Source organism: Mesorhizobium sp. WSM4884 (assembly GCF_029625675.1).
GTDB lineage: Bacteria > Pseudomonadota > Alphaproteobacteria > Rhizobiales > Rhizobiaceae > Mesorhizobium.
The window spans coordinates 541,119-567,789 of record NZ_JARTVO010000001.1 but is presented as its reverse complement, the minus strand read 5'-3'; the positions used below and the strand labels follow the sequence as shown (position 1 = coordinate 567,789).

Here is a 26,671-nt window from a genome sequence, read left to right as displayed (position 1 = left end):
AAAGGGAATCACCCCTGCCCGACGGTGCCCGCAAGCCGTGAACCGTCCACAACGAAAAGCCGGCGCGACCTTGCGGCGGCGCCGGCTTTGAGATGTTCGAAACGGTCAGCGTGAGACGAAGCAGGTACCGCCGGCCGCCTTGTAGCTGGTGCACAGGTTGATCGCGTCATTGCGTGACTGCGCCGGAACGCGGACGCGGTAGAACGTGCCCTTGCCGGCGATCTCCGCCTTGACGATGTTGGCCTTGCGCCCGGAAAGCACGCTGCCGTAGCGACGCTGCAGGTCCTGATAGGTCGACTGGGCGCCTTCAACCGTCGGCTGCGAGGCGACCTGCATCGACCACGAGCCGCCGCCTGCAGCAGCAGGATCGATGGAGGCGACCTTGTCGGGCTTGACCTCGCCGACGATGTCGACCGGCTGGTCGGACGGGCGCGGCGGCGCCACCGGCACCTTCGCCGGCGTGTTGGTCGACTGAGCCTTGGCCTCAGCCTTCGGCGCGGCAGCGGGTTTCGCCGGCTTGGCGGTCTCGTCCTGACCGGAATCGACCTGATCGGCTGTCTGATCGGTCGCCGGCGTGACGGTTCCCGTCGGCTGGGCGTCGCCCTGCCCTGCCGGAGCCACGTGCTGCGGCACCGGATCGGCTGGTTCGGTCGCCGCGACTTTCGGCGCGACGGGAGCCGGATCCTCGTGCGGAACCAGCGAGCCGTCAGCCTTCACCATCATGGTCTTGACCTTGCGCGGCGCAACGGCGACGACATCGTTGTTGGTCCCTTTGTCGGCCTCCTGCAGCACCTGGGCGATGCGGTCCTCCGACTTCGGCGCCGGGACGACCGGCTGCGCGCTCTTGGGCGCACCCGCTTGCGCACCAACTGGCGCCACTGCGTTCGGAGCCGGCGCGACTGCGTCCGGAGCCGGTGCAACCACGTCCGGAGCCGGCGCAGCCGCGTTCGCATTGCCCGCTGCGTCCGTGCCCGGCGCGGCATCGGTGTCATCAGGCGAAAGGTCGACGATCCGGCTCTGCGGCGGCTCCTTGGACGCCACGTCGATCGGCTCCTCGACATTTGTCACCAGTTTCTGCTGCACCGGCTCGGCGGGCTTGGCCGCACCACCCTTGGCCACGGCGTCATAGACCTTGTTGTCCTGGTTCGGCACCACGGCGCCACCTGGATTTTCCGGCTTGACCTTGATCGGCGAATTGTCGGCCTTGACGATGACCGGTGCCTCGCCGCCGCCCTTGCCGCCGAAGGAGAAGGCAAGAGCACCTAGACCGCCGGCAATCACCGCGGCACCGACGAGCGCGGCCACCATGAAGCCGCGGCTGCGCGGCTTTGCGGCTTCGCGCTCGGCAAGGCCCGGCACGGTCATCGCCTCATCGAGCTCGGGATCGTAGTCGAGCTCGTCGACTGCAAAGTCGTCAGCCTGCGAAACCGGACGGCTGCCGGGCAAATCATCGGCATCGAACTCGCTCGCGGCCGCGGCATGGGACGCAGCCGCCGGAGCGGCGGTCGTCTCCGCACGCAACTCGCGACGATCGTAGCCGGTCTTGAATCCGGTATTGTAGGAATCGTCGTCATAACCCCGGCTCTGCACCGGAGCCGCTGCGATCTCGGTCGCGTTCATCTCGTTGAGCAGGCCCGCAAACTCGGCATCGAGATCATCATAGGCGGGTGCCGCCGGCTGATCTTCCTCGAAGCTGAGTTCCGGGATATCGAGATCGTCGGCCAGCGCCACGACGCGCTCCGGCACGTCGACTATCTCGACATCGGGCATTTCCTCCTGATGGCGAGGCTGCCGCGCCGAGGCTGGCTTGGCGTAAGCGGTGTAGTCCTTCGCCGGCTCGTCGCGATAGGCAGGCGCTGCCATCTGCGGCGACGAAGCGGGTTTGGCGTAGGCGGAATAGTCCTTCACCGGCTCGTCGCGATAGGCGGGATCCGCCATCTGCGGCGACGAAGCCGTTTGCGGTTGCGGCGCGAACGACGCTTGCGCCGGCGCGGCGACCGGCGTCACGCGGCTCCACGACCGGTCCGGCTCGGCGGGCGCGACCGGCGCGTCCTGCTCTATGCCCTTGGCGAAGGCGGCATCGAATGCCTCGTCGTCGAAATCGATGCTCGGCTCGGCATTCTGTTCGGCCGCCGTGTCTTCGAAGCCCTGCTGATCGAGTTCGCCGGCGAGCAGCCCATCGAGATCGGCAGGCCGGGCGGTCTGCTCGTCGCGCGCCGGCTCATGCTCATCGAGGTCCCAGTCGAGATCGTCGGCGACAGCAGCCTGCGGGCCGGCGTGGCTGGCCGGCTGCGGTGCCGGAGCGGGTTCCTTGACGACCGGAGCGGGGGCGGCCGGAACAGGCGCAACCGGGATAGGCCGCGCGGTCATGGCACCGAGCAGCGCGTTGAGCTCGTCTTCCAGGCTTCGCTCGGCAGAGGTTGCAACCGGCTTAGCCGGTTCGACTGCGGCGACCGACGGAACCGGGGCCGAGACGGCCGGAGCAGGATCCTCGAATGACGGCTCAGCCGCGGCGACGGATCCGGCAGCGGAAACTTCCGGCTTCTCGGCAAGAGCGTCACCGAAGTTGAGTTCGAAATCGTCTTCGAAGGCCTGATCGGTTGCGGTCTGGTGATCGGCGACCGGTTCAGGATTGGCGGCGGAGGCTTCCGGCTCCTCGGCAAGGGCGTCACGGAAGCTGAGCTCGAAATCGTCTTCGATGACCTGCTCCGCCGCTGCTTCGTGATCGGCAACGGGCTCGGGATCGGCGGCGAAACGCGCTGTCTCTACAGGTGCTTCGACGGCCTGCGGCTGATCGTTCGAGACAGCCTGCGGCTGCTCGTTCTCGACCGACAGTTCCCGTTGCAGGGTCAGGTCGTGCGGCTGATCGAAATCCATGTCGACATCGGCCACTTCCTGATCAAACTGAGCCTGATCGAAGTGGCTGTCGAAATCCTCGGCGGCGATCGGCTGGTCGGCGGCGTGAGCTTCGACCGGTTGAACGTCAGCGGACCCGGTCTGCTCGATCTTGCGATCATCGAACGCCAGCTCGTCCTCGAGCGACATCTGGACCGCGTTGTCGAAATCGGCATCGAATGCCGCCTCGGCCGCAGGCTCGACTGCCGCGACGGCGCCGTGGCCCGCATCGGCCTCGTGATGGCCGGACCGGAAGCCATCATCCAGCGAGGCTGCCATTTCCTGGTCGATGGAAAGGTCTTCCTCAAGAGGCGAAACCTCGTTCTCAAGAGGCGAAACCTCGTCCTCAAGCGGCGAAACCTCGTCCTCAAGCGGCGAGACTTCCAAGGAGCCCGCGACCGCCTTGTCGAAATCATCGTCGAAGTCAATGTCGGCGGCAGGCTCCGGCGCGCGGGGCGCGGCAAAGTGCGCGTGATCGGCCGCGTCGTCAAAGACGAAGTCCTGCTCGAAAGAAGCGGCAAGCTCGTCGCCAGTGAGAGCGGCGGTGGCGGCGTCGTAAGCCGGCTCGTGCTGGACCGCCTGTTGCGCGACCGGCGCGCTTTCCTCGGCAACGTCGAATTCGCCCATCAGCTCCTTTTCGAGGTCGATGTCGAAATCTGTGTCTTCCGCAGCCTGGTTTGCCGGCGCAGCCTTCGCGACCGCCGGCGTCTGTGGCCTGACCGGCTGACGCGGATCGAAACCCATGATCCGGGTTAGTTCCGCGAACGGATCGTCGTCAGCGATGCGGTTGTTTTCGGCTACTTTCAGCTGGGTTCTGTCTGCCATTATTGTTCCCAAACTCGCACACAGTCGGACGCCATGGACGTCGCGCAGGGTTGGCCCTTACCAGCGCAATGTGGGCAAAAGGTGACAGGTTTTTTAGTCAAACCTAACGCATTTCGGTAGGCGCATCAGCTCCTATCAGCGTCAGGCCGGAGGTCAAAACATCCGAAACAGCCTGCACCAGCCCTAGTCTGGCATACGTCAATTGTGGGTCGTTAACCTTAACAAAACGTAAGTCTGGGTTGTCGGTGCCCCGATTCCAGTGTGCGTGGAAGCTGGAAGCCAGATCGTAAAGGTAGAATGCCAGCCGGTGCGGCTCCAATGCAAGTGCCGCGGATTCGATTAGCCGTGGATATTCAGCCAGCTTCCGGATCAGGCCGATTTCGCCCTCATCCGTCAGCGACGCGACGGAGGCCACGAGCCGGTTTCGATCGAAATTCGCCTCGCCCAGTTGCTCGCTCGCCTGCCGGAACACAGAGTGGCAGCGCGCCGAGGCGTACTGCACGTAGAACACCGGATTGTCCTTGGACTGCTCGGTGACCTTGGCGAAGTCGAAATCGAGCGGCGCATCGTTCTTCCGGTAGAGCATCATGAAGCGGATCGGGTCGCGGCCGACCTCTTCCACCACGTCGCGCAGCGTGACGAAATCGCCCGACCGTTTCGACATCCTGACCGGTTCGCCGTCGCGGAACAGCTTCACCAGCTGGCAGAGCAGCACCGTGAGCTTCACCCTGTCGCCAGCGACCGCGCGCGCCAGCGCTTCCAGCCGCTTGACGTAGCCGCCATGGTCGGCGCCGAGCACATAGATCAGATCGACGAAGCCGCGCTCGACCTTGTCCTTGAGATAGGCGACGTCGGCCGCGAAATAGGTGAACGAGCCGTCCGACTTCACCAGAGCCCGGTCCATGTCGTCGCCGACGGCGGTCGAGCGGAACAGCGTCTGCTCGCGGTCCTCCCAATCGTCCGGCTTCTCGCCCTTGGGCGGCGGCAGCTTGCCCTTGTAGATATGCCCTTTGAGCGTCAGGTCGGCGATCGCCGCCCGGATCTTCTTGGCGTTGTCGGCATGCAGCGTGCGCTCGGAGAAGAACACGTCGTGATGCACGTTGAGCAGCGCCAGATCCTCGCGGATCATCGCCATCATCGCGTCGACGGTGCGGTCCTTGACGATCGGCAGCGCTTCCTCTTCCGGCATCTCCAGCAGTCCGAGGCCGAACTCCTCGGCCAGCGCCTGGCCGACAGGGACCAGATAGTCGCCTGGATAGAGACCGGCCGGGATCTCGCCGATGTTTTCGCCGAGCGCCTCGCGATAACGCAGCATGGCCGAGCGTCCAAGCACGTCGATCTGCGAGCCGGCGTCGTTGATGACATATTCTTTGGTTACGTCGTAACCGGCGAACGCCATCAGGTTGGCCAAAGTGTCGCCGACGACGGCGCCGCGGCAATGGCCGACATGCATCGGGCCGGTCGGGTTTGCCGAGACATATTCGACATTGGCCTTGCGGCCGCCGCCGACCTTCGAGCGTCCATAGTTGCGGCCCTCGCCGAGCAGCACCGCGAGATGCGTCTGCCAGAACCCATCCTTCAGCCTGAGGTTGACGAAGCCCGGGCCGGCGATGTCGGCCGACGCGATGTCGGCATCGGCGCGCAGGGCCTCGGCCAGCTTTTCCGCCAGCGCGCGCGGGTTCTGCCCGGTGGGCTTGGCCAGCACCATCGCCGCATTGGTGGCGAGGTCGCCATGGCTCGCATCGCGCGGCGGCTCGACCGCGATGCGCGACAGGTCCGGCGACACGCCATCCTTGTCTTTCAGATCAAGGGCTTCGACAGCTTTTACGATCCGCGCGTTGAAATCGGCGAAGATATTCATCGGGTGTGCTCTGGGCTTTAAGAGGCGACCGGCTGCTTGGCCGGCAAAATCGTGGCTCGCCCTAGCTCAAATCGGGCGTGTGGTCAAACAGACGCCTATGCTCCTTGAGCGCATAGGTGTCGGTCATGCCGGCCAGGAAATCGGCAACGCTGCGTGCCTTGATGCGATCCTGCGCCCTGTCGAGCCCTTCGCGCCATCCGTCGGGCATGGCGCGCGGGTCGGCGAAATAGGCATCGAACAGATCGCGGACGATCTGTTCGGCGTCCGTCCGCACGCGCATCACTTCGGAATGCCGGTAGAGATGCTTGTAGAGGAAGGCCTTCAGTTCCTTTTCGGCCGCGGCCATATCGGCCGAGAAGGTCACCATCGTCTCGCCCGCCGCCCGCACCGCATCGGCGCTGCCCGGCTTGAGGCGCTCGATATTGGCTGCGGCGGAAGCAATGACATCCTCCACCATCAAAGTGATCTGCCGGCGCATCAACTCGTGGCCGGTGCGAACGTCGTCTAGCTGCGGATAGCGGGCGCGCACGCCCTTCAGGATCGAGCCCGGCAGGCCGACGTCATCGAGCATTTCAAGCGTCAGGAAGCCGGAGCGCAGGCCGTCGTCTATGTCATGCGTGTTGTAGGCGATGTCGTCGGCGATCGCGGCGCACTGCGCCTCGATGCCGGCGAAGCGATCGAGCTCGAGGTCGTGCAGTTCGGAATAGTCGCGGATCGCCTGCGGCACCGGGCCTTTCAGTCCCTTCCCGCTTGCATCGGTGAGCGGCCCATTATGCTTGACCAACCCCTCCAGCGTCTCCCAGGTAAGGTTCAGCCCGTCGAAATCGGCATAGCGCCGCTCGAGCCTGGTGACGATGCGCAGCGACTGCGCATTGTGGTCGAAACCGCCCCAGGCGGCCATTTTCTCGTTCAGCGCCTCCTCGCCCGTATGGCCGAACGGCGTGTGGCCGAAATCGTGCACCAGGGCGACGGCTTCGGCGAGATCCTCGTCGCCGCGCAGCGCCCGCGCCAGGGCTCTCGCGATCTGCGCCACCTCGATCGAATGCGTCAGCCTGGTGCGATAGTGGTCGCCCTCATGCGCGACAAACACCTGCGTCTTGTGCTTCAGCCGGCGGAAAGCGGTGGAGTGGATGATGCGGTCGCGGTCGCGCTGGAACGGCGTGCGGGTCGGGCTTTCCGGTTCGTCGAACAGCCGGCCGCGCGAGCGCGCCGGATGGCTCGCATAGACGGCGCGCGGCCGGTAGCCGAATCCGATATCGCCGAGAGCATCCTTGCCCATTCACCCACCAGTTGACTTGCCCGCGCCCGCTTCATACCTATCATGGGAAACCGAAAGCAAGGTGACGCCGATGGGCGCGGATGCCAAGACTGCCATGAAGGTCGAGATGACCGAAGCGGCCGCGAAGCGGATCGCCAGGATCCTGTCCGGCGAGCCGGGCAAGACGGCGCTGCGCGTTTCCGTCGAAGGAGGCGGCTGCTCGGGCTTTTCCTACAAGTTCGATCTGGTCGACAGTCGCAACGACGACGACGTCGCCATCGAAAAGGATGGCGCGACGATCCTGATCGACGACCTCTCGCTGGTCTATATGGGCGGTTCGGTGATCGACTTCGTCGACGACCTGATGGGCCAGTCCTTCCAGATCAGGAACCCCAACGCCGTCGCCTCCTGCGGCTGCGGCACCAGCTTCTCCGTCTGACGAACTCCGATGCCTGCGATCGGCGCGGTCCGCCAGGTCGCGCTGTCGGCAGGGCGCGATCTCGATGCGACGCTGGCCTTTTGGCAGGGCGTGCTCGGCATGAGCGTGCATGCGCGTTACGATCCGCCGGGCATCGCTTTCATCATGGCCGGCGATGTGCGGCTGCTCTTCACCGACGGTATTCCGCCGGGCACCGTCTATCTCGACATCGCCTGTCTCGAGGCCTTCCACGCCGAGGCGAAAGCCGCCGGTATCCCTTTCACCGCTCCGCCCACGCTCGTGCACCGCGACACCGAAGGCCGCTTCGGTCCGGCGGGGGAAAGCGAATGGATGGCCTTTCTAAAGGACCCCGCAGGCAATACGATCGGCCTCGTCGAGCGCCTTGCGCCGGAAGAAGATTGAGGTCCGCATGAAGATCGTCACCTGGAACATCAACGGCGTCCGCGCCCGCATCGGCAATCTCACCCACTGGCTGACCGAGAGCGCGCCGGACATCGTCTGCCTGCAGGAGATCAAGACCCTCGACGATCAGTTCCCGCGCGCCGAGATCGAAGCGCTCGGCTACAATGTCGAGACCAACGGCCAGAAGAGCTTCAACGGCGTCGCCCTCCTGTCGAAGCTCCCCTTCGACGAGGTCAATCGCGGTCTGCCCGGAGACGATGCCGACGACCACGCGCGCTTCATCGAAGGCGTCTTCTCGACCGATAAAGGCGCCTTGCGCGTCGCCTCGCTCTATCTGCCGAACGGCAATCCGATCGATGACGAGCGGAAGTTTTCCTACAAGCTGTCGTGGATGGCGCGGTTGGAGCGCTGGGCGGAAGAGCGGCTGAGGCTCGAGGAAGCGCTGGTGCTGGCCGGCGACTACAATGTCATCCCCGAGCCCGCCGACGCCAGGTTCCCCGAAAACTGGCGGAACGACGCGCTGTTCCAGCCGCAGACGAGGCAGGCCTTCCGCCGCCTGAAGAATCTCGGCTTTACCGAGGCCGTGCGCGCCGTGACCGACTCGCCCGATGTCTACACCTTCTGGGACTATCAGGCCGGTGCCTGGCAGAAGAACAACGGCATTCGCATCGACCACCTCTTGCTGTCGCCCGAAGCCGCCAACCGCTTTTCCTCGGCCTCGGTCGAAAAACATGTGCGCGCCTGGGAAAAACCCTCCGACCATGTGCCGGTGGCGATCGATCTCGACTTGCAGCCGGCCTGAAAGCACCAGCTGCAGGCGGCTTTCGTAAGACCCCGATATCGCCACAAATTGCGCGTTTGATGCGCATTGTTGCGGGGGTTCGATGGCTGTCCGATTTGTCCTTTGCCTGGCCGGCCTTGCGCTGGCGTTTGCCGCGCCGGCGTCGGTGGCGGCCGCGCAGGCATGCCTTGCCAACGGCAAATCCTTCAAGGTCGGTGAGACGGCCTGCCTGACCGTTGCCGGCGAAAGTCACCTCGCGCGCTGCGACATGGTCCTCAACAACACGTCGTGGACGAAGGTCAAGGATGAGTGCCCAGGCGAGAGCCAGGCGCCGAAATTGCACCCGACCTCGATCTCGACGCCGGCGCCCAGCCTGATGCCGACGGAGCCGACCGAGAACTGAGGAGCTGCTGATCTCCCCTCTGAGGGGGGAGGTCTGGCCCCGCTTACTGGTCGCCGTTGTTGCCCTTTGTCAGGATGTCGTCGGCCAGCGAAATCGCCGTGCGGCGGTCGGCTTCGCCGGCGGCGGCGAAGGCCTCTTCCTGCATGCTGCGGATCCAGGGCTGATCGGCGGGCGGAGCACGCTCGAGTGCGGCCGTCATCATCGCCAGGCCGCGCACGACCTTGCCGCTCTGGAACAGCAGATTGCCGAGCGTCGCCTGCGCGCCGGCATGGCCTTTTTCAGCCGCCAGCTGCAGCCAGCGCCCGGCCTGCTTGACGCTGGCCTTCACGCCGCCCTCGCCCTTGAGGAACATCTGGCCGATCTCGAACTGCGCGTTCGGATTGCGGTAGTTGGCGGCGGCGCGCATGTAGTATTCCTGCGCGGCGACCTCGTTTTCCTCGACCGGGCTGCCCGGGATGCCTTTGCGTAGATAGTCGCCGAGCGCGACAAGGGCGTCCGAGACATAGCTTTCCTCCGGCGAGCCGGGCTCGACGTCCTGGTCGACGATCTCCGAGAAGAACTTGAAGGCCGCATAATCGTCGCGCGCCACGCCGTCGCCTTCGGCATACATGCGCGCAAGCTTCCAGGTGGCGCCGATCTGGCCGTTCTCGGCGGCATATTTATAGGCCTCGACCGCCTGGTCCTTGTGGCCATTCTTGTAGGCGGAGAAGCCGAACTGGAACACCGCCCACGGGCTCGACTGCGGCTTCACCCCGGTCTTGTCGTCGAACACCTTGTCGTCGAAGGCCATGGCCTGCCCGACGGCGCCCAAGATCGCTACCGCGACCAGTGCCGAAAGGACCGACGACCTCAACACCTCAAATGTCCGCATAGCAGTGTGTTTCTTTCGCACCGCCCGGATGGGTGACCGCGCCGTCGCGAGCCGACCCTACGGTCTGCGCATATTTCCAGATCGCGCCGGACTGATAGTCGGTCTCGCGCGCCTTCCATTCCTTTGCCCGTGCCGCGAGTTCCGCATCCGAAAGTGCCACCTCGATCGTGCCTTTCACGGCGTCGATCGAGATCACGTCGCCATCCTTGATGAGCCCGATCGGTCCGCCGACCGCCGCCTCCGGCCCGACATGGCCGATGCAGAAGCCGCGTGTGGCGCCTGAGAAGCGCCCGTCGGTGATCAACGCCACCTTGCCGCCCATGCCCTGGCCGTAGAGCGCTGCCGTCGTCGACAGCATCTCGCGCATGCCCGGCCCGCCGCGCGGCCCTTCATAGCGGATGACGAGAACCTCGCCTTCGCGGTAATTGCGCTGCGTGACCGCTTCGAAACACTCCTCTTCCGAATCGAAGCAGCGCGCCGGGCCTGAGAATTTCAGTTCCGACATGCCGGCGACCTTCACGATCGCGCCTTCGGGGGCAAGGTTGCCCTTCAAGCCCACGACGCCGCCCGTCTTGGTGATTGGCCGATTGGCGGGACGGACCACATCCTGGCTGTCATTCCAGGCAACGTGCTCCATATTTTCGGCCAAAGTGCGGCCGGTGACCGTCATGCAGTCGCCGTGCAGATAGCCGTGGTCGAGCAGCGTCTTCATCAGGAGCGGAATGCCGCCGGCTTCGAACATGTCCTTGGCGACATATTTGCCGCCGGGCTTGAGATCGGCGATGTAGGGCGTCTTCTCGAAGATCGCCGCCACGTCGAAAAGGTCGAATTTTATGCCGGCCTCATGCGCGATGGCCGGCAGGTGCAGCGCCGCGTTGGTCGAGCCGCCGGTGGCCGACACGACGGTCGCCGCGTTCTCCAGCGCCTTGCGGGTGACGATGTCGCGCGGCCGGATGTTCTTGGCGATCAGCTCCATCACCTTTTCGCCGGAAGCGAAATTGAAGCGGTCGCGCATTTCGTAGGGCGCCGGCGCGCCGCAGGAATAGGGCAAGGCAAGGCCGATCGCCTCGGCGACGGTCGCCATCGTGTTGGCGGTGAACTGGGCGCCGCAGGAACCCGCCGACGGACAGGCAGCCTGCTCGATCTCCAGCAGCTCGTCATCGCTGATCGTGCCGACCGAATGCTGGCCGACCGCCTCGAACACATCCTGCACGGTGATCTGCCGGCCGCGATAGCTGCCGGGCAGGATCGAGCCGCCATAGATGAAGATCGACGGCACATTGAGCCGCACCATCGCCATCATCATGCCGGGCAGCGACTTGTCGCAGCCGGCAAGCCCGACCAAAGCGTCATAGCAATGGCCGCGCATGGTGAGCTCGACCGAATCGGCGATGACCTCGCGCGACACCAGCGACGACTTCATGCCCTGGTGGCCCATGGCGATGCCGTCGGTGACGGTGATGGTGCAGAATTCGCGCGGCGTGCCGTTGGCGGCCGCCACGCCCTTCTTGACCACCTGCGCCTGGCGCATCAGCGAAATGTTGCAGGGCGCCGCCTCGTTCCAGCAACTGGCGACGCCGACCAGCGGCTGCGCGATCTCGGTCGCCGACAATCCCATTGCATAGAGGTACGAGCGATGCGGCGCGCGCGCCGGACCTTCGGTCACGTGGCGGCTGGGCAGCTTGGCCTTGGAGATCACCCTGGCGTCCATACTCGTCCTTGCCGCACACCCCGCGGCCGGTCCCATCGCCGCGCCAACCTGGCACGCATCCCGAGACCTATCCGGGTTGCTCCGGGTTTATGGCGGGAAATAGGCAGTTCCCTCGGCGAGACTTCTAGAGCGGGGGTTGTTCATAAACTGTTGCCAAAACGTCACAATCGTAAAGGGCGGTTGTGATGAGAATCTGCAACATAGGGTCGGCCAATCGGACATGACCATTGATTGCACAACGAAAAAAGGCTGGGCGATGCCCGGGCCTTTCTCGTGGAATTGCGAACGCTTAGAACTTGATCTTGACACCGCCCGAAATCGCCGTGACCAGATCGTTGCCGAAGTCATAGCTGACATCGGTGCCAGCCGTGTAACCGTTCTTGTCAGTCAGCGTGCCGGAGTGCCCGCTGGTCATGACACCGATCGCGCCAGCCAGACGAACTTCGATATTCGGCTTCGGCGTGTAGGCAACGCCGCCACCAAGCGTCCAGGTGTCGGTCTGCGAACCATAACCATGCGAGGTACCGCGGTCCCACGTGAGTTGACCAGCGGCGCTCCACTGATCATTGAACTTGTGACCGATGCCGCCGGAAACGGTCCAGCCGTCGCGATACATCAGGTCAAGCGAAGTTGGCCTGATGCTTGGATTCGTCACTCCGCTGTTACAAGCGAAGCCGAACGCCTTCGAGGCATCCGTACAAATCGGAACAATCTGCAGAACGCTCCAATTCACCCATTTGATCGAACCGAAGGCAAGCCAACCTGGCGCGATACCAGATTGCAGTTTCAGTTCCAGTGAATCCGGCATGGACTGGGTTGGAGCATAAATGTTGGTAACAACACCACCAACGTTCAGCGTCCCGTCGATATTGTCCAGCCTTACCTGAGAGTTGTAGACGAGGCTGGCGCGAAGAGCGATATCTGGGATCTCGTAAGCAATACCCGCGCGCCATCCCCAGCCGCTGCTGTCCAAATCCACGCGGCCAACGATTGTACCCAGAAGTGGGCTCGCATAGCTTTCCTTGAAGCCATAGACTTCCTGGTAGAACACGCCACCGATAAACCGAAGTTGGCCCTTGCCGGCATCCATTTTGTAGGAGCAGGTCGCGGCGTAGTTGTTACTCTTGATATCGGTTTCGATGTTTGAGTACGAGCCGTTCCAGATGCCGGGGGCAGTATGTGCACCCCAAGGTTGCGAATAATCGACCATGCAGTCGACGCCCTGGACGATTTGGGCTTTTGCGCCGATCCGCGGCACCCAATAGTTCTCGCTGTCGTCCGCCGTGCTGCCGACTGTGAGGCCAGCACCGCTGGTGTCGACCGCATTTTTGAGCTTGCGGTTCGGCATCACGTATGTCGCTTCCGCTTCCGTCGCGAACGGCGCCGGATCGAACAGCAGGTCGATGTCGTAGCCGCCGCGCTCCAGGCCGCCGGCTTGCGCCGGGTGCATCGCCGCGCCGACCAAAGCCAGCGAAAAGCACCCTATCCCCAGCAGCGCTTTAAGACGCAAAACGTTCATGGAAATCCCTCCCCGAAATACGCGGGATCAGCTAGAGCCAATTCGGGTTAACGGCGCAACTACGAATTCAAGAGTTGTACACGTACACCTTGACAGCACGCATTTTCGCCATCGTGCCCGGCCGCGAAATCGAGCCCAATCGCGGCTTGACAGGCATCGAATGGCAGAAAAAAGCTGCAAAAACCTTTCAATAAGGCCCAAAAACAAGCCATTTTGCGGGAAAAGGGGCCCATTGTTACATTATGGCAACAATGGGGCGCAAAGTTTCCGTTTACGTCAAAATTAACGCAACGGCATGGCTGTATCCACAGCGGGTGACGCTGGGAAAGCGGCCTTCCGGCGAGGGCGAATCTTGCCCTCAGCCGGCGTCGCGAACCCTGGTCAGGGCGACCGAAAGCTTCTCTTGCGCCTCGCGATATTCGGCAAGCTTTTCGCGCTCGGCCTCCACCACTTCTTCGGGCGCGTTGGCGACGAACTTCTCGTTCGAGAGCTTCTTGTGCAGGCGAGCGATCTCCTCGGTCACCTTCGCCAGTTCCTTCTGCAGGCGCGCAGCCTCGGCCGCAAGATCGATCAGGCTGCCGAGCGGCAGGCAGACGGTCGCTTCGTTGAGGACGATCTGAGCCGAGCCCTTGGGCGGCGTTCCCGCCAGCGATATGTTGCCGACGCGGGCCAGGCGTTTGATTGCCTGATCATGGCGTTCGAGCCTCTCGCGCGTCGTTGCGTTGGCGCCGATCACCGCCAAGGGCGCGATCGCCGCCGGCGGCACGTTCATTTCCGAGCGCACCGAGCGGATGCCGGAAACGAGGTCGACCAGCCAGTTGATGTCGGTGGCCGCGTCGTCGTCCTCGAAATCGGGCGACGGCCAGGTAGCATGGCAAAGCAGTGACTCCCGCTCCTTGCCCTCCCCCGACGTCTGCGCCCAGAGCTCCTCGGTCATGAACGGCATCATCGGGTGGAGCAGCTTGTAGATCTCGTCCAGCACGAAAGCGACGCAGGCCCGGCTTTCCGCCTTGGCGGCTTCGTCCGTGCCCGTGAACACCGGCTTCAGCAACTCCAGATACCAGTCACAGAACTGGTTCCAGACGAAGCGGTAAGCGGCGCCCGCCGCCTCGTTGAAGCGGTATGAGGTGATGCCCTCGGTGATCGCGCGCGCCGCCCGCGTCAGCTCGGTCAGGATCCAGCGGTTGACCGCGAGCTTGGCATCGTTCAGCCAGAAGTCGTCGTTCCTGGCGACCTCGTTCATTTCGGCGAAGCGTGTCGCGTTCCAGAGCTTGGTGCCGAAATTGCGATAGCCGGCGATGCGCGCCGGGTCGAGCTTCACGTCGCGTCCCTGCGCCGCCATCACGGTCAAGGTGAAGCGCAGCGCATCGGCGCCATACTCGTCGATCAGGTCGAGCGGGTCGATGACGTTGCCTTTCGACTTCGACATCTTCTGCCCGTTCTTGTCACGCACCAGCGCATGGACATAGACCGTGTGGAACGGTTCCTCGTCCATGAAGTGCAGGCCCATCATCATCATGCGGGCCACCCAGAAGAAGATGATGTCGAATCCGGTCACCAGCACGTCGGTCTGGTAGTAGGTCTTGAGCTCCGGCGTCTGGTCGGGCCAGCCGAGTGTGGAGAACGGCCACAGCGCCGAGGAGAACCAGGTGTCGAGAACATCCTCGTCACGCGTCAGTATCTCGCCCGGCTGGAAATTCTCCAGTCTGTCCTCGACCCAGGCCTTCCACGGCCCTTCCAGCGCCAGATAGTATTCGATCGCCGCGGCTAAAGCCTCTTCCTCGGTTTTCTCGACGAAGACGCGACCGTCCGGCCCGTACCAGGCTGGTATCTGGTGACCCCACCACAGCTGCCGCGAGATGCACCAGGGCTGGATGTTCTCCATCCAGTCGAAATAGGTCTTCTCCCAGTTCTTCGGCACGAAATTGGTCCGGCCCTCGCGCACCGAGGCGATCGCCGGCTTGGCGAGCTCGGCCGCGTTCACGTACCACTGGTCGGTCAGGAACGGTTCGATCGGCACGCCGCCGCGGTCGCCATGCGGCACCGTGTGGCGATGCGGCTCGACCTTGTCGAGGAAGCCGCCTGCTTCCATCAGTTCGACGATGTTCTTGCGCGCGGCGAAGCGGTCCAGCCCGTCGAGCTCATCCCAGACGGCCTGCCGCTCCGGCGTCACTTCAAGACCGGCGAGGAAGTCCTCGTTGTCCTTGAGCTTGACGGCGGCATCGACGGTCAGGATGTTGATCGCCGGCAGCTTGTGGCGCTTGCCGACCTCGAAATCGTTGAAGTCGTGCGCGGGCGTGATCTTGACCGCGCCTGAGCCTTTCTCCGGATCCGAATATTCATCGGCGACGATGGGGATGCGCCGGCCGACGATCGGCAGGATGACGTTCTTGCCGACCAGATCGCGAAACCGCTCGTCATCGGGATGCACGGCCACAGCGGTGTCGCCGAGCATGGTTTCGGGGCGGGTCGTCGCGACCGTGATGAAGGTCTTCGGGTTCTCGGGGTCGAACACCGCCCCCTCGACCGGATAGCGGAAATGCCACAAATTGCCGTTGACCTCGTGCTGCTCGACCTCGAGGTCGGAAATGGCCGTCAACAGCTTCGGATCCCAGTTCACAAGGCGCTTGTCCTTGTAGATCAGGCCCTCCTTGTAGAGCGTGACGAAGACCTCCAGAACCGCCTTGGACAGGCCCTCGTCCATGGTGAAGCGCTCCCGGCTCCAGTCGGCCGAGGCGCCGAGCCGCTTCAGCTGGTTGAAGATCGCGCCGCCGGATTCGGCCTTCCACTCCCAGACTTTTTCGATGAACTCCTCGCGCGTCAGGTCGCGGCGATGGATCTGCCTTTCCATCAGCTGGCGCTCGACCACCATCTGAGTGGCGATACCGGCATGGTCCATGCCGGGCTGCCAAAGCACGTTCTTGCCGCGCATGCGCTCGAAGCGCACCAGTATGTCCTGCAGCGTGTTGTTGAGCGCATGGCCCATATGCAGCGAGCCGGTGACGTTCGGCGGCGGGATGACGATGGTGAAGGCTTCCGCCCCTTCCTCCGCGCCGGCGCCGGCGCGGAACGCGTCGGTCTCTTCCCAGATTTTGGCGATCTTCGGCTCGACGGTCTTGGCGTCGTAGGTTTTATCAAGCATGGAGGAAGTCCGAACTGTCGGTAACAAGCGTCCGGTGTAAATCGGAAGCTCTTGGCCGAGTCAACCGCGAGAAGGATAGGCCTGCCTGGCCCAGATAGGCTTGCCGCGATCGACGGCAATCCCGCAGCCGCATTTCCCGCCCGACGGCGGCGCCTTTTACTTCCAACGGCCGGGCGAAATCACTGCGCGCCGCGCGCCACGCGCTCGATTTCCTCGCGCACGAGCCGTTCGACCAGCGTCGGCAGATTGTTGTCGAGCCAATCCTGCAGCATCGGCCGCAGCATCTCCTCGGCCATCTCGTCGAAGGTCTTCTTGCTGCGGCTGGCGAAGGCGTCGGAAAGCTCGCCGAATGCCGCCGCGACCTGACGGCCGGCATGCTCGGACAGGATCGCCGGCCGTGCCGGCGGCAAGTCGGTCGAGGACGGCCCGGAAACCTTACCGGGCGCTGCGGTTTCGGCCTTTGGCTCGGCAACATCCTCCTCATCGATCTCGACTTCGGGGATCTCGACTTCGGGCGCCACTTCCGGAGGACGGGTTGCCACCTTCGCCTTGACGGAGCTTCCGCCAACGGCAGCGATCTCGCGCCGCCAGTCGGCAACGATGGTATCCGCACTTTGCGGCACGCTCGCCGCCGCCCCTGCAACCGCCGGCGTGTCGGGCTCGGCGGTGATCCTGGCCCCGACTTCCGCCAGGGTGGTGGGTGCAGATGCGGTCTTCATCGGTTCGGAGCGCGTCTCGGCGCGCGCGGCCGCCGGATCGGACGCCGCAAGCTGGGCTTGAATCTCCGCAAGACTCACCGGCTTCCGGGGAGCGGATTCCGCGTTCAGCTCTGAACGGAAGGCGTCAACATCGGCGACCGGCGCCGCCGGCGTCGGCTGGAGGTCCTGGCGCACGTCACCGCCTTCGGCCGCCGGTTGCTTGCGGCCGGTGTCGCTGTCCTCGATGATCCTTCGGATGGAAGCGAGAATCTCTTCCATGGAAGGTTCGCGCTGTGCGCTGCTTGCCGTCGCCATCGTCACATCCGCCGCCCTTGTGACCCATTGCAGATTTCCATTCCGGCCGGCCGGAATTCGAATCAATGGCGACAGCGTAACCGACCGATCGTCATCCGAGAATCCCCAATCTGGGGAGACATTGGATTTCAACAGATTAGCCGCTTCCGGCGCCAGCAGCCGACAGGTTGGCTTTCAAATGCAAAAACGCCGCGCATCCATCGGATACGCGACGCTTTTGGAAGTTTACAGGAAGGATCAGCGGCCGTCCGGCGTGCGCAGCCCAATCCACTTGTCCTTGACGGCGTTGTAGTGCTCTTCCGGCTTGTACTTGGTGACCGCCAGACCGAGCCGGTCGACCGACAGGCGGCCGATCGCCGACAGGATCGCATAGCTCGCTACCACCACGTCGTGCTCCGAGCTCGCCTGATTGATCTTGGCCGTGATCACCGCGTTCTGCGCGTTGAGCACGTCGAGCGTGGTGCGCTGGCCGACATTGCGCTCCTCGATGACGCCGTTGAGCGCCAGTTGCGCGGCGGCGATCACCTGCCGGTTGGCGTCAACATTTTCGCGGGCAGCGGTGTACTGCGTCCACGCCGACGCCACAGCCTGGCGCACCTGGTCGCGGCTGACGTCGACTTCGATGCGCGCTTGGCTGAGCGATTCCTTGTTCTGCCGCACGATCGCCGAGGTCCGGCCGCCGGAATAGATCGGAATGGTCAGCGTGGCGCCGATATTGGCGGACGTCGAGCTGCCGTTGGGGTTGGTGAGGGAGGTAGGAACGGTGTGGCTGTAGTTGTCCGAAATGCCGGCGGAAGCCGAGACCTGCGGCAGCAGCGCGCCTTCCGCCGATTTCACCGAAAACGCCGCGGCGTCGACGAGATGTTCGGTGGCAAGGATGGCCGGATGCTCGGCAGCGGCGATGGTGAAGGCCGAATCGATGCTTCCCGGCAATAGCTTGCCAAGCGGCGCGGCAGCCTTGAGCTTGCCCGGCTCGTCGCCGACGATCTGGTGATAGGTCGCGGCACTGGCCAGAGCCGTCGCGCGGGCGCTGGCGAGCTGCGCCACCGCCGTCGCTCGCGAAGCGTCGGCCTGGGCGACGTCGGTGCGGGTTCCCTCGCCGACCTCGAAGCGCGACCGTGCGGCGCGCGCCTGCTCGGTCAGGAATTGCAGGTTCTGCTCGGTCAGTACCGCGATCTGGCGATCGCGGATCACGTCCATATAGGCGCTTGCCGCGTTGAACAGGATGTTCTCTTCGGTGTTGCGCAGGCTCTCGACCGAAGCCTTCACCTGCGATTCGGCGGCGGCGACGTTGTTCTTGGTCTGAAAGCCGTCGAACAGCAGCTGGTTGATTTGAATGCCGAAACTGCCGGTCGTTATTCTCCTGCTGGAACCAAATCCGTGCGTATTGGTGTAATCGATGCTGCCGGAACCGGTGACGGTCGGCCGGTAGCCCGACTTGGCGATGGCCACGCCTTCATCTGTGACGCGCACGCCGGCGCGGGCGGAATTCAGCTGGGAGTTGTATTGATAGGCCTTGGCGAGCGCGCCGGTGATGGTTTCTGCCGATGCGGCCAATGGCGAAAGCGCTGTCGCCGAAACGAGCATGGCTGTTAGAAAAGTCTTGCGTAGGGGCGGCACGTATTATCCCTCATTCGTTTTGCATGGGAACCACGCCACGCAGCCTCTCCTTTCGGGTCAGCCCGCGTCGCGTTGTTATCGTTCCCCCGCTGACCGCCCCCCGAAAATCCCCGGTCAGGCAAATCAGCAACGATTGTTCAAGCGCAAGCGATCATGACAGCGCCTTCGCCGCAAGGCAAAAACGCTTAAAATTCGAACGCATGGATACGTTCGAACCCCGGTAGTGGCTTAATTGCCGCATTGAAGGCGCGTCTTCCGGTTACAACCCCCCCAGCCTTGAAAAATAGCCGGGCCACGCCAGAGTTGCCCCGCCCTTCGACCACAACCAGCCGTCCATCCTCCGCGAGCTGGTCGAGCAATGCCGCCGGCACCTCCTCGACGCTGCCGCCGACGAAGATGACGTCATAGGGCGCCTTGGCGGCATGACCTTGCGGCAACGGCCCGATCACCACCGTCACGTTCTGGCAACCAAGTGTCGAAAGTGTCGACTTCGCGGCCTCCGCCAGCGCCGGATCGCTCTCCAATGCAACCACCGATTTCGCGATTCGGGAAAGCAGGGCGGCCGAATAGCCGGTACCGCAACCGACATCGAGCACGGAATCGCTATCGCTGATCTCAGCCAGCTGCAGGAGCTTGGCGAGCGGCGAGGGTTCCATCAGGTAGCGGGCGCCGCCGCCATTGACGCCGTCGGAAATACGGATGTCTTCGTCGATATAGGCCAGATCGCGTTGGCTGGCGCCGACAAAGACTTCGCGCGGCACGGAGAGCATCGCTTCGATCAGCGGCGCGCTGGTCACGTCGGTGGTGCGGATCTGGCCATCGACCATCCTCACGCGGCGTTCGGAGAAATCAGCGTTCATGTCCCAACCAACCCGCTCCCCGCGCCAATTCACCACCCGCGCCCGATCCAAGGTCCGCGAGCGAATTCGACCGGAACCTGACGCTCCGGCGCCACGGCGCCGGAGTCCGGGCATTGGAGGCCTCGCCCGGAATCGAACCGGGGTGCAAGGATTTGCAGTCCTCTGCGTAACCACTCCGCCACGAGGCCTTCCATGCTCCCGGCGTTCCGAGCGAACTCATTATGTTGGCGGTGGAAGGTCGTCAAGCACCGGCAGGTCATTCCCGGCGCTTTCCATGCGTCATCGCAGACAAGTGGTTGCCGATCGCTTGCGGCCGTCCTCGGCAGCGTCGCCGGAGCTTGATGCCGCCTCCTGGCAGGCTCTCAATCGGGCCGGCGGCGGCGTTCCCACCAGACGACGAAGCGCCGCCTGTGGCGACGCACCAGCGCGAATTCGTAGGATAGGACCAACAGGCCCAGCGGAATCATCCAGAAACCGAGAATCGGCAGAAAGCCCAGAATCCCGCCGACGGTGAGCAGCACGCCGATCGCGATCCGCAGTCCGCGCGAGCGCGGCATCGCGAACTCGCGGCCCAAGACCGTGATCCTCCGCGCCGGTGCATTGTCGTCGTCAGCTGCCGTCATTCAAACCAGATCCATCTGCGTCATCGGTACCAAAGGCAACAACCGGCCGCTTTGTTCCGTGCCAGTGTGAAGCCGTTCATATGTGGGCACGCCGAAACGATGCCACAAATGGCCGCACGAAAAACTGGAGAAAAATTGCGAATTGCTGCTTTGCAAAGCCGAAAGGTGTTTGCTATAGGCTGCGCCACTCACATCAGAGCCTCCGTTCCCCGGTAGCTCAGTGGTAGAGCAACCGGCTGTTAACCGGTTGGTCGCTGGTTCGAATCCGGCCCGGGGAGCCAACAATTCTCGATAATTTTGCTGGGAAGCCGATCCTGCCACTCTGCCGGCACGGTCACTCTTGGGGCGACAATCCGGGCTACATCGCATTGGCCTGAACTTCGCTTACAACCCACTTGTCATGCTCCCGGGCCCCGTATCATGTTCCCGGGCCTCGGCGAATTTTGCCTCCGCGGCCAGAAGCTCGGCCTCGAGCCACGGCAACTCCGGATTTCCGATGCTGACGGTGTGGCAATGGATGTCGGGATCGCCGCACGCGCGCTGAGGGTCGTCTGGCCATATTGTGTTGCTGGCCGAAAGGCATCGTCCGTATGGATGCGTCCCGGCCGTTCTTTGGATGTGTTCCGGTCACATTAGCGACAAAGTATAGAAGGAACTCGCCGGGCGAGACCCCAACTCCCTCAAGCCCGGCGAGCCTACTACCTGACCAGAGTACGCGATCAGGACCGGGATCAACCGGCAAGCTGTGCCGTGCAAGACAGATGCCAGGGATCTGTTCTGAAATGAGACGAGTGACCCTGCGTCAAGACTCAGCTATGGCTGCGCGTGCGCACTCCCTGGCCGGCGCCAGCGTTCAGGCAACCTCCACCGAGAGGCGCCGGTCATTTTTCGGCAGAGGTTTCTGGAGGACCTGTTTCTCTCTTCCTCTCCAGTTCCAATAGGATGCTGAATACCGAAGCAAAGGCCCCCGCATTGTTCGAGTCCTTGCTCCGTAGGTGGAAATACGGCAGAGCGAACGCCAAAATCATCGTGACGATGGTCGCTCCTGTCATGTGGCTGCTGCCGACAAGCCAGCAAAAAAACGCGACCACGCCACCGGCTATCGTCGCCCCAAGCGCACCTGCCAGCAAAGGATTGTATCTAGGCGGTGGCGCTACCGAGTCTGCCCAGCGCTTGGCCTCTAGGTAAATGCGCAGCGGATCCATACGACACTCCCCGATGTGGGCGAGTCTTAGCAATTTCTGATGAACCGGCTAAGGGCCATACGTGGCATTCGACCCTGCGACCGACGTCCCTGCCCGCTGATATCACGGTGGGACATTGGTCCGTGACGTCGCCGGAAATCGTTCCTTCGTTCGACTGCGGGCGTGGCACGGTTCTTGCGGTCGTAATTTCAGGCACGCCGGGAATTTAGGCACTGTTCCATATCAACACCGGCGTGTGCGAGGTTGGGACAATGACGAAGCGTAAGGTTCTGTTTGGCCTTCCCGCAGCATTTTTGGCCACGGCCCTCGGGATAGCCTTCTTTTCGTCCGAGACCGCATGGAGACTTGTGACAGCAATCCAATCCCATTCAGTCTTTTGTTCGAGCGGTCCTTCGCTCGCGACCGTATCGGCGTCGCGGATTTTGCCGCCATGTCCGCCGGCCGTCACAAGGTCATAGGGCGTTCGATGTGGACCTTGATCGCTCGCTTGGTATCGGCCTTTCGCGAATTCGTTGCACCAAGCTACCGGCCAGAACTTTACTACATGCGCGGCCCCGGGCCGGCCTCAGCGCGCCGCGCAATCTCGCGCTGAGCACGTGTCAGCCGCCGCTGTCCAACAGCGCCGAAGCCGCATTTGCCTAGTGGTTCGCAACCGGGTCACGTTAAGCGAGGCGTGCCTTCCGCGATCGCACCATACCTTTTCGAGGTAAGTTAGCCGATTTGCATATGCGGCGGACCTAATAGGCCGCCAGGCCGGCGCACACTTCAGGCAATCTCCCCAACGAGAGGCGCCGGCCACCCTTCCGAGTGTTTCGTTTCCGGACCAAAATGCTGGCACCGGTCTTGCATCGAAGAGATTGCCGGTGCTCCTCCCATCGGTCCTGATCGGGGATCAGGAAGTAACCTCTCGCCGGGCTTGAGGTGTTGGGGTTCCCTCGCCCGGCGAGTCTTCTTTTCAGCACATGGCGCCGACGAGGAACTAAGACGCCATGGGGAGAGATAGGCCCCTGAATGGACTCAGTCCCGCCGCGAAGAGCAGGCATCATGGCCGTTTCGCATGGCCGAAATGCTGCCGAGATGGTTGACCGCTAGGGTCCGTGACCTAGCTTACCCTCACGATGGACCATCCAGACTCCGAAATGGCGGCATGGCACGCACCGTGGGAGAGCTCTCGGGACATTGACGATGGCGAGGTGCGGGCCGGTTTCTCGGAGTTCTGCACGTCCTCGGCCGCCGACAATCGGCAGTCACGGCGTTTTCTAGTTTCGTTTCAGGCAAAAATAATCGGCGCGGGCCTCTGTCGGCGCATGTCCTATGCTGTGCGATGCAATGACGAATTCGCACGGCACTGGGAGCCCGAAGCAGCGACAGCTTCGAGGGCAGGCAGAAGCTTTAGCCAGCACCAAGGCGAGGACGCACACAAAGCCTCACGAAATTAAATTACACCGAAGACCGCACAGGCACTGCGATGTCAAATCATCTTGCCGGAATTTACGCAGATAACACGGATCTCGCCCTCCTGGGCGGGATGACGATATTTGTCTTGATAGGCGTCTGTCTCGTACTCCGCCGTATCCTCATCGCGATGCGACGGCGTCACGCGAAACCAAATGCGTATCTGAGCGAAAGCAGGATTACTCCCCTCGATGAGGCTTCTTGGGCTTGGGACCGCCCAGCCGACCTTGCAGCCAAGCCTGCTTCCCAGGCTGCCGTGCCCCCGGCCCCTGATGGCAGACCTCAGGATGATCTCGACGATCGGCAGTCCGGGTTGCGAAACGAGTATTTCGATTTCGACACGACGTCCGAGGCAGGCGAGAGCCCGCCTGGGGTGCAGCCCAATGCTTTCGCTTCGGCGACCAGCTTCGCTATGGCCCCGCCTCCCCGCGTTCACAGGCCGACGAGTGTCGCGTTGCGCCTGGGCGTTGCCGCAATCTGTCTGGCCGTGCCGCTCGGTTATGCGATGACGAGACAAAACTTGGTCGAGAACGTCTCCGTGATTTCGCAGGTCCTGGACCATCCCGATCCTTCGCGCCCCTCCGAGCTTCCGGCCAGTGCTGCGTTGGATATGCGTAACCCAGCCCAGGAAGATGGGCGCACGAATGTCGAATTGCCTGGACCGGAGCCTACGGCCGCCAAGGCACAAGTCGATGCAGCTCTTGCTCAGGCATCCGCTGCGAGGGAATTGGCCGGCCAGGAGCACCAGGCTGTGGAAGAAGAGCGCGCCAGGAGCGCCTCCCTGCAGAGCGCGCTCTTCGAGTCGCGCAAGCAGGTCGATGCGCTGAAGACAGGCATGGCAGCCGCCGGCAAAGCCAGCGAGGAGCGTTTGCGCAACGAACTCGCGGCAGCCCGCACGCTCGATGCATTGCGGCGAATTGCGCAAGACGCCCGCGCGCTGGCGGGCCAGACCCTCAACTACGTCTTTATACAAATGCCCGCTGCTCGCCTGGAGCGTCAGCAAACCGAACGGATGGCGCGCGATCTGTCGCAAGCGCGGGCGCAAATTGAACAGCTTGAGGCCAAGGCCGCTCAGGATCGCGCCAAGGCCGAGGCTTCGCAGGCGCAAGCGAGCGGAATGCTTGACGAGGAGCGCCGGAAATCGAAGGACCTTCGTAACGACATAGCCGAAATGGAGCTGTCCAAGGCCGCGGTCGCGGACACGGCCGAGCGGGAACGGACCGGTGCAGCCACAGCGCGGGAACAGGTTGAGCAAACTGCGGCTGAGACGGCGCAGGCCCTCGCACGAGAACGCGCTTCAACAGCCTCGCTCCGAGAGGACCTCAACAAAGCTCGCGTCGAGCGCGACGCGGCTGAACAGGAGCGAGCCAACGCTGTCTCAGCAACAGAGCGTGCCGAGCAGACTGCGGCCGAGGCGGCGCAGGTCCTGGCACGAGAACGTGCTTCAGCAGCCTCGACCCAGAAGGACCTCGACAAAGCCCGCCTGGAGCGCGACGCGGCTGACCAGGAGCGAGCCAAGGCTGTCTCAGCCAGAGAGCGTGCCGAGCAGACTGCGGCCGAGGCGGCGCAGGCCCTGGCACGAGAACGCGCCTCAGCGGTCTCGGCCCAGAAGGACCTCGACAAAGCCCGCCTCGAGCGCAACGCGGCTGACCAGGAGCGAGCCAAGGCTGTCTCAGCCAGAGAGCATGCCGAGCAGGCTGCAACCGAGACGGCGCAGGCTCTGGAGCGAGAACGCGCCTCAGCAGTCTCGGCCCATGAGGACCTCGACAAGGCCCGCCTCGAGCGCGACGCAGCTGTACAAGAACGAGCCAGCGCGGTCTCGGCGAGAGAGCATGCCGAGCAGGCAGCGACCGAGACGGCGCAGGCCCTGGAACACGACCGCGCTTCGGCGGTTTCGGCCCATGAGGACCTCGACAAAGCCCGCCTCGAGCGCGACGCAGCCCGAGATCTTTTGGGGCAGGCAGCCATCAGGCTCAAGCAGGCTCTGGACAACCAACGTGAAGCGACTGTTTCTCTCGCCCGCGAGCTGGCCGCAGTGCGCGCGGATAATGACAAGCTCAGGGCCGAAAGCCGCCAAGCACAGATTGATCCGCCGCTGAAGCCGCGCTCTGGCCGCGCATCGGCCGGCGCAGGCAAGGTGAAGGCTGTCAGCCAGAAGACTGCGCGCAACAAGGTTCGCAACTCGTCGCGGGTAATCCGCGTGCGTACCATCACGCTTCCGTTTTCCCTCCGGCCAAGCTACTCGACATTGGACTGAGTTCTAGACGACCGCGCGGGCCAACGGTGAAGGCTCTGATTCTTGAGATCCTTGAGATCATTGCGCACCTCTCGCAACAGCAGAGGCAGGAGAGATCAAGACGTGGTATCCCCCTGGAAAACAGCGGGATGAATTCGACTTCGTCGGTGAAGTGTCCTGCGCTATGCGCTACGTCAGCCCGATCACGCTGCCTTTCGCGTTCAATTCGCACCCGATCGGTGCCTGACGCGTCTCCACGCGGCCGTCGTGCACATAGTCGATGCTGACCTGAATCGGGGCCGAGATCGTATGTGAGCCCAACTGGTGCATGGAACCTGCGCTGCTGACGCGCACACTGGTCGCACCGAACGAGGCGGCGGCCTGCACGACCGCGTCATGACAGGCGCGAACGACTTTATCCGGGACGCCCGGCAGCACTTCGATTGGATGAACCGCTGGTGGAACTGTGCTGTCTTCGGGAGGCTGCAGGGCGAGCGGCAGGTCGAGCGAATGTCCGCCGCCTGCGGGCGGGTCGACAGTGGTAGCGGTGCTGATCCCGCCATCGCTCGGCGGTGGATCGTTCGACGGGAGACTGCTGTTATCGCCGACGGGATCGCCGGCAGGTCCTTTGTGCGGGCCGCTGTTGCCGCCTTCGTCATGATTGCCGCCAGCGTCATGACCTTCGCCGTCGCCTTGATGGTCGCCAACGTCATGCTCTCCGCCGCGCGGGCCGCCGGCTGCTGGCCCCGCGCAAGCCATCGCAATCGAGCAAGCGAATGCGAAATATGCCAAGCTGGATCGAGGGGATCGACGCACGGGAGCCTCCAAAGCTGCGTCGGCTCGGCCGTCCTTCCGCGACATGCGGTTAGAACGTCGCAACCGTCGCTCCCAAGCAATCCGCGACTACGGCGCCCACGGAATAACTAGGGGATGAATCCCGTGTATCAAGAACCTGGCGCGTGCGATGGCAGGCACCGCCAAGGATCACCAGAAGGGCTTGGGTACGATCTGATCATGCCGCCTCCCACTTGCGCGCGGATGACGTCTGCGCGATCTTGCCGACCATTTTGGGAGGAAATCGTGCGCAATATCCTGGCATCGGCGCTGCTCCTGGCGGCAGCGCTTTCTTCAAGCACCGCCAACGCGCTGGACAGTTCCGCAACACCTGTCGTCGTGACGCCACTGGCGTCCAAGACGACGACCGCTTCCGGCCAGTCGATCACGCTGCCGCAGAAGAATGTCGATGTTCAGGTTTCAGCCTATCAGATCGCGCCCGGCGCGACGCTCCCGGTCCACAAGCACCCCTTCCCGCGTTACGCCTATGTCGAGGCAGGCACGCTCAAGGTCACCAATGTCGAGACCGGCAGCAGCAACACGTACAAGACCGGCGATTTCATCGTCGAGATGATCGGGCAATGGCACCAGGCCACCAATATCGGCACCGATCCGGTGAAGCTCCTGGTGATCGACCAGGTCGAACAAGGCGCCAAGAATACGATCTTGAAGCAGTAGCCAGGCAACGGCTCGGCTGTCCGCGGTCGGGCGCCGCCCC

General features: G+C 63.5%; 19 protein-coding genes and 2 tRNA genes. 7 read left to right on the top strand and 14 right to left on the bottom strand.

Annotated elements, in window-relative coordinates; genetic code table 11:
* Positions 1-105: 105 nt before the first annotated feature.
* The 3 genes from P9236_RS02590 to P9236_RS02580 all read right to left on the bottom strand — a co-directional run bounded on the left by P9236_RS02590 (position 106) and on the right by P9236_RS02580 (position 6,860).
* Positions 106-3,720, bottom strand: coding sequence for an SPOR domain-containing protein (locus P9236_RS02590; RefSeq protein WP_278073026.1), 3,615 nt, complete (start codon positions 3,718-3,720; stop codon positions 106-108).
* A gap of 103 nt (positions 3,721-3,823) precedes the next feature.
* The gene (argS, locus tag P9236_RS02585) at positions 3,824-5,581 is read right to left on the bottom strand and encodes an arginine--tRNA ligase (RefSeq protein WP_278073025.1); all 1,758 of its coding nucleotides are present in this window, start codon (positions 5,579-5,581) and stop codon (positions 3,824-3,826) included.
* Between the two features lie 61 nt (positions 5,582-5,642).
* On the bottom strand, positions 5,643-6,860 hold the full coding sequence (locus P9236_RS02580; protein ID WP_278073024.1) for a deoxyguanosinetriphosphate triphosphohydrolase: 1,218 nt from the start codon (positions 6,858-6,860) through the stop codon (positions 5,643-5,645).
* A gap of 70 nt (positions 6,861-6,930) precedes the next feature.
* Between P9236_RS02580 and erpA the strand changes: the two genes are divergently transcribed.
* From erpA to P9236_RS02560, 4 genes are all read left to right on the top strand, one after another.
* A complete protein-coding gene (gene erpA / locus P9236_RS02575) occupies positions 6,931-7,278 on the top strand; it encodes an iron-sulfur cluster insertion protein ErpA (protein WP_278073023.1) in 348 nt (115 codons plus the stop codon).
* Positions 7,279-7,287: 9 nt separating this feature from the next.
* Positions 7,288-7,680 (top strand): VOC family protein, encoded by a 393-nt coding sequence (locus P9236_RS02570; protein ID WP_278073022.1) that lies wholly within the window; start codon positions 7,288-7,290, stop codon positions 7,678-7,680.
* A gap of 7 nt (positions 7,681-7,687) precedes the next feature.
* On the top strand, positions 7,688-8,482 hold the full coding sequence (gene xth / locus P9236_RS02565; protein WP_278073021.1) for an exodeoxyribonuclease III: 795 nt from the start codon (positions 7,688-7,690) through the stop codon (positions 8,480-8,482).
* Between the two features lie 82 nt (positions 8,483-8,564).
* Positions 8,565-8,864, top strand: a complete 300-nt coding sequence (locus P9236_RS02560) for a hypothetical protein (protein ID WP_278073020.1) — start codon at positions 8,565-8,567, stop codon at positions 8,862-8,864.
* Between the two features lie 43 nt (positions 8,865-8,907).
* Here P9236_RS02560 and P9236_RS02555 read toward each other — a convergent pair whose 3' ends face one another.
* The 9 genes from P9236_RS02555 to P9236_RS02515 form a co-directional block, all read right to left on the bottom strand.
* Positions 8,908-9,735, bottom strand: a complete 828-nt coding sequence (locus P9236_RS02555; RefSeq protein WP_278073019.1) for a tetratricopeptide repeat protein — start codon at positions 9,733-9,735, stop codon at positions 8,908-8,910.
* Positions 9,722-11,446: a dihydroxy-acid dehydratase gene (ilvD, locus tag P9236_RS02550; protein ID WP_278073018.1), complete on the bottom strand. Its 1,725-nt coding sequence runs from the start codon at positions 11,444-11,446 to the stop codon at positions 9,722-9,724. Before ilvD ends, P9236_RS02555 begins: the two co-directional genes overlap by 14 nt.
* Before the next feature lie 289 nt (positions 11,447-11,735).
* Positions 11,736-12,965, bottom strand: a complete 1,230-nt coding sequence (locus tag P9236_RS02545; RefSeq protein WP_278073017.1) for an OmpP1/FadL family transporter — start codon at positions 12,963-12,965, stop codon at positions 11,736-11,738.
* 358 nt (positions 12,966-13,323) lie between these two features.
* The gene (locus P9236_RS02540) at positions 13,324-16,107 is read right to left on the bottom strand and encodes a valine--tRNA ligase (protein ID WP_278073016.1); all 2,784 of its coding nucleotides are present in this window, start codon (positions 16,105-16,107) and stop codon (positions 13,324-13,326) included.
* Between the two features lie 179 nt (positions 16,108-16,286).
* On the bottom strand, positions 16,287-17,120 hold the full coding sequence (locus P9236_RS02535; RefSeq protein ID WP_278073015.1) for a PopZ family protein: 834 nt from the start codon (positions 17,118-17,120) through the stop codon (positions 16,287-16,289).
* A 237-nt stretch (positions 17,121-17,357) separates the two neighbouring features.
* Positions 17,358-18,740 (bottom strand): TolC family outer membrane protein, encoded by a 1,383-nt coding sequence (locus P9236_RS02530; RefSeq protein ID WP_278073014.1) that lies wholly within the window; start codon positions 18,738-18,740, stop codon positions 17,358-17,360.
* A 185-nt stretch (positions 18,741-18,925) separates the two neighbouring features.
* A complete protein-coding gene (locus P9236_RS02525) occupies positions 18,926-19,600 on the bottom strand; it encodes a protein-L-isoaspartate O-methyltransferase (protein ID WP_278073013.1) in 675 nt (224 codons plus the stop codon).
* Positions 19,601-19,714: 114 nt separating this feature from the next.
* Positions 19,715-19,788 (bottom strand) — tRNA-Cys (locus P9236_RS02520).
* 174 nt (positions 19,789-19,962) lie between these two features.
* The gene (locus P9236_RS02515; RefSeq protein ID WP_278073012.1) at positions 19,963-20,223 is read right to left on the bottom strand and encodes a hypothetical protein; all 261 of its coding nucleotides are present in this window, start codon (positions 20,221-20,223) and stop codon (positions 19,963-19,965) included.
* Between the two features lie 206 nt (positions 20,224-20,429).
* Here P9236_RS02515 and P9236_RS02510 point away from each other — a divergent pair.
* Positions 20,430-20,504 (top strand) — tRNA-Asn (locus tag P9236_RS02510).
* Positions 20,505-21,104: 600 nt separating this feature from the next.
* Here P9236_RS02510 and P9236_RS02505 read toward each other — a convergent pair.
* Positions 21,105-21,428 carry a hypothetical protein gene (locus tag P9236_RS02505; RefSeq protein ID WP_278073011.1) on the bottom strand — a complete coding sequence of 108 codons (324 nt, stop codon included), beginning with the start codon at positions 21,426-21,428 and terminating at the stop codon, positions 21,105-21,107.
* A 1,975-nt stretch (positions 21,429-23,403) separates the two neighbouring features.
* On the opposite strand from P9236_RS02505, the gene P9236_RS02500 reads away from it, so the two are divergent.
* On the top strand, positions 23,404-25,140 hold the full coding sequence (locus tag P9236_RS02500; RefSeq protein ID WP_278073010.1) for a hypothetical protein: 1,737 nt from the start codon (positions 23,404-23,406) through the stop codon (positions 25,138-25,140).
* Between the two features lie 168 nt (positions 25,141-25,308).
* Here P9236_RS02500 and P9236_RS02495 read toward each other — a convergent pair whose 3' ends face one another.
* On the bottom strand, positions 25,309-25,911 hold the full coding sequence (locus P9236_RS02495; RefSeq protein ID WP_278073009.1) for a hypothetical protein: 603 nt from the start codon (positions 25,909-25,911) through the stop codon (positions 25,309-25,311).
* Between the two features lie 288 nt (positions 25,912-26,199).
* Here P9236_RS02495 and P9236_RS02490 point away from each other — a divergent pair, with 288 nt between their 5' ends.
* Positions 26,200-26,631 carry a cupin domain-containing protein gene (locus P9236_RS02490; protein ID WP_278073008.1) on the top strand — a complete coding sequence of 144 codons (432 nt, stop codon included), beginning with the start codon at positions 26,200-26,202 and terminating at the stop codon, positions 26,629-26,631.
* Positions 26,632-26,671 lie beyond the last annotated feature (40 nt).